Annotated in this window: 4 protein-coding genes and 1 pseudogene; 1 reads left to right on the plus strand and 4 read right to left on the minus strand. The window is 71.7% G+C overall.

The window, feature by feature from the left end; translation table 11 throughout:
- A partial coding sequence (locus Q0L15_RS14410; RefSeq protein ID WP_296605144.1) for a hypothetical protein occupies positions 1-708 on the plus strand: 708 nt, incomplete at its 5' end.
- Between the two features lie 84 nt (positions 709-792).
- On the opposite strand, the gene Q0L15_RS14415 is transcribed toward Q0L15_RS14410, so the two are convergent.
- The 4 genes and pseudogenes from Q0L15_RS14415 to Q0L15_RS14430 form a co-directional block, all read right to left on the minus strand.
- Positions 793-3,192 (minus strand): penicillin acylase family protein, encoded by a 2,400-nt coding sequence (locus Q0L15_RS14415; RefSeq protein WP_296605145.1) that lies wholly within the window; start codon positions 3,190-3,192, stop codon positions 793-795.
- A gap of 48 nt (positions 3,193-3,240) precedes the next feature.
- The gene (locus tag Q0L15_RS14420) at positions 3,241-3,540 is read right to left on the minus strand and encodes a co-chaperone GroES (RefSeq protein WP_296605147.1); all 300 of its coding nucleotides are present in this window, start codon (positions 3,538-3,540) and stop codon (positions 3,241-3,243) included.
- Positions 3,541-3,568: 28 nt separating this feature from the next.
- Complete coding sequence (locus tag Q0L15_RS14425; protein WP_296605146.1) at positions 3,569-3,823, minus strand: DUF3618 domain-containing protein; 255 nt, start codon at positions 3,821-3,823, stop codon at positions 3,569-3,571.
- Positions 3,820-4,051 (minus strand): annotated as a pseudogene (locus Q0L15_RS14430) (cobalt ABC transporter ATP-binding protein); the annotation flags it as partial. The pseudogene Q0L15_RS14430 and the gene Q0L15_RS14425, both read right to left, overlap by 4 nt.

Here is a 4,051-nt window from a genome sequence, read left to right on the forward strand (position 1 = left end):
CCCGGCACGCCCACCGACCCCGGCACGCCCACCGACCCCGGCACGCCGACCGGCCCGGTGCAGATCGGTCCCGGCGCCCCCGGCCCGTTCACCTGGGAGTGGAAGTACGACGCTCCGGCGTGCTCGGCCCTGACCGTGGCCTACCCGGTGGCGATCCCCAGCGGTCAGGCCAACGACGTCAACGTCCGGATCGAGACCGACCGCGGCCAGGTCACGCTGAACTTCCACAACAACCTCGGCACGTGGGACGGGACCATGCTCTTCCCGTTCACCTCGCACCCGAGCTGGCCGGCCGGCGTGACGTCGTACGCCATCACCTGGGTCCAGGTCGGCGGCACCAACTACCACTGGCAGGGCAGGGTCTCCTGCGCCACCGACGGTGACGCCTCCACGCCGGACCAGCCGCAGCTCGTGACGCAGATCAACGACTTCCGGACTGGCACGCTCAGCATCCGCCGAGGCTCGACCGTCCCCTCCGACACCATCGAGGTCGAGCAGGCGAGCGCCGGCGAGCCCGTCACCCTCGAGCAGTACGTCGCCGGCACGTGGACGGTCGCCAGGACCTTCACGACGACCGGTCGCGGCACCACCCGGGTGACGTTCCCGCGCTTCACCAAGCGGGGCAGCTACACCTACCGGCTGACCAAGTCGCAGTCGCTCACGAGCACCGGCGACGCCACCGACACGCTCACGATCCGGGTCCGCTGACCCGGGGACGAGCACGGGGGTGGCCGGCGGCCGGTATCTGAGGGGGGATACCGGTCGCCGGCTTCTCCACGTCCGGCCCGAGGGCTAGCCCGTCACGACGAAGCGGCGCAGCAGGTCGCGTCTGATCTGGGCGTCGGTCCACGCGAACCGCACCCACTGCTTGCGGGAGAACATCCGCGTCTGGTCCGTCGAGTACGGCGACCGCGGGTTCTCCGACTGTCCGTAGGTTAAGATCGTGCGGGCATCGACAGGACCGCCCGGGAGGAACGAGATCGCCTGGATGTGCGACGAGCCGTAGGTGATGGGCCGGTAGCGGTCCGTGTTGTCGCTGGCCCACCGGGAGGCGAGCGCGTTGGCGTTGCCGACCGAGTCCCCGGTGCCGCCGCCCAGCGGGATCGGCGGCGCCCCACGATCACCGGCGACCTGGAGGGACCCCCAGGTCGCGTCGAACGCGATGCCCCGGTCGCGGAGGGAGGCGATCGCGTCGGCCATGGCCTGGATGACCTGCGGATGGGCGACGTTGAGGTCACGCGGGGTGTTCAGCGGGTCGTTCGGGTCGAACTGGGTGAGCCAGACCGGGTCGACCGCGTCGACGGGCAGGCTGGGCAACCGGTCGACGAACTCCTCGAAGATGTGGGTGCCGACGGAGTCGGTGTTCGACCGCCCGTCCCAGTCGTGCAGCACCTGGCAGGCCTCGGTCTCGCCGGTCGCCGCGCACACCTGGTCGAGCGCCCCGCCCTCGCGCATCACCTCGGCGGCCATCAGCCGGTTCTCGTGCTCGTGGCCCCGCAGGCTGCGCGGCGACTCCTTGCGTCCTGACGCCAGCCGGTCCATGACGTAGTGGGACACCATGCGCGTGCGCATCGTGCGGACGCACCGCTCGCACCCGATGATCCCGGCGTAGCCCTCGAGCCGCTCGTCGGGGTTGGGCAGCCAATAGGAGTCGTTGGCGTTCATCACCCAGTCGCGACGCACCGCCATCGGCAGGTTCGCCGGTCCGAAGATCCCCGGCCGCTCCGCGTCGGCGTCGGTGCGCCAGGCGCAGCGCGAGTCGGCGAACGTGCCGTCGAGCCCCGGCAGGCCGGCCACCTGGTCGAGCACGATGCCGGTCGGCGTGAGGCACTGCTGGGCGAGGTCGTCGGGGACGTTGGGCACCACCGAGTGGTCGGCGTACAGGACGTCGCCGTGGCGGTCGGCCGCCGTGGTGTTGACCCAGGGCATGCCGCCCCCGGCGTCCTGGCGGCGCAGCAGGTCGCGCACGCTCGTCGCCTTGCCCATGTCGAGGAACGTGTCGATCGTGCGCAGGTGCTCGGCGTTGGCGTCGCGGATCGCCCACACGCTCAGCGGACCCCACGGCATCAGCTGGGCCGGGGCGTCGATCACGTAGCCCTGCGGCGTGCGGTAGAGGTCCTCGCTCACCGTGCTGAGCGAACCGTCGGCCTTCTTGACCCGGACCTGGACTGTGTCGTGGATGAGCTCCTGCGGGCCGGCGTCGGTGAGGTACGTCGTGCCCGGGCCGGGCGTCTTGTACTCGTAGGGCGTGAAGCGGTAGGCGGTCGAGACCGTGTGGCTCCAGGCGACGTCCTCGTTCCAGCCGATGTTCACCGCGGGCGAGCCGACCAGCGAGGCGCCGGCGACGTCGTAGCGGCCCGGGATCGTCAGGTGCTGCTGGGTGAAGTGGTAGCGGCCCCGCCACGGGAAGTGCGGGTTGCCGAGCAGCATGCCCTTGCCCGTGGTGGTCGCGGCGCCCCCGACCGCCGTGGCGTTGGAGCCGAACGGCGCCTCCGGGTCCCGTCCGAGCGCCGTGAGCAGCGCGTCGCGGTCGACCTGGGCGGCCTTGACCGGCAGCTCGGGCAGTCCCGGGTCGCCCGCGCTGGGCGGCGCGGCGTCGACGATCTCCTTGACGAAGACCCCGCTCGAGGCCAGCAGGTTGGCGAGGTAGACGCCGTACCAGAGGTCGAGCGCGGTGACGTCGGGCTTCAGGTACCCCGCGGCGCGGCATGCCGGGTCGGTGACCCTCTGGGTGCGGAGGAACTCGTTGACGCCCGCGACGTAGCCCCGGACCATCTGCTTGGCCTCCGCGCCGGGACCTGCCACCGGATCGCGCAGCAGCTTCTCCACCACCCGGCGCTGGTGGAGGTCGGTGACGAACGCGTCGACCTGGAGGTTGGACGCCTCGAGCGTGACCTGGTCGTTGTAGCGGGCGTCGGGGCCGAACCAGCGCGAGCGCTCGCCGCGGGCGGTGACCAACGTGTCGGCGAGCGTGCAGATCGTGTCCTGGGCGGCGGCATACCCGCTGCCGAACCCCAACGAGCCGAAGTCGGACGCGGTGATGTGCGGGATGCCGTGCTCGGTGATCTCGATGATCGCGCGATAGCGGTGCTGCTGGGGCGCGGCCGCCCCGGCGCCACCCGAGGGCACGGCCGATCCGGCGAGCGGGACGAGGGCGGCGGCCGCGGTCGCGGCGATCAGGCGGCGGAGCATGCCCGACACAACGGCTCGGGCCGCGCCGAGGTTATGGAGGCTCGGGGCCTAGAGGTAGAGACCGGTGGCCTGGTCGCCGACCCGCTCGGCCGCGACCGCGTGGACGTCACGCTCGCGCATGACGACGTACAGCTCACCCGCGACCTCGACCTCGGCCTTGTCCTCGGGCTCGAAGAGCACCCGGTCGCCGACCTCGACGGAGCGGGCGTTGGGGCCGACCGCGACGACCTTGGACCAGGCGAGCCGGCGGGCTCCCAGCGCGGCCGTCGCGGGGATCACGATGCCGCCGGAGGAGCGGCGCTCCCCGGCCTCGCGGTCGACCTCGACCAGCAGGCGGTCGTGGAGCATCTTGATGGGGGTCTTGTCGCTCACTGCTCTAGCGGACGACCTTGCGCACCACGACGAAGAAGGCGACCACGCCGACGACGGCACCGGCGGCCTTGAGGATGTTGTCGGTGCGCGGTGCACCGGTCTGGGCGTCGACGAAGTGCGCCTTGATGCTGCTCACCTCGCGGCTCACGATCGTCTTGGGGCTGGCCCGGTAGAGCAGCTGGTCGATCGTGGTCGCCAGGCGCTCCCGGGTCTCCTCGATCTCGCGCTCGAGGGAGGACAGCTGGTCGTCCTGGCTCACGGGGTCTCCTCAGACGTCGGTGGTCGGTTGGAGGCTATCAACCGGGCGCGCGCGTCGCTCATGGCCGTCCTCGGGTCGAACCCGAACGGCAGCTCCAGCCGGTGCTCGCGCATCAGCGGCTCGTCGGTCAGCACGTCGTACGTCGCACCGTCGGCGACCACTGCGCCGCCGCTCAGCACCACCGAGCGGGGGCACAGCTCGAGCGCGTAGGGCAGGTCGTGGGTCACC

It is taken from the genome of Nocardioides sp., from assembly GCF_024509035.1.
In the GTDB taxonomy this organism is placed as follows: Bacteria; Actinomycetota; Actinomycetes; order Propionibacteriales; family Nocardioidaceae; genus Nocardioides.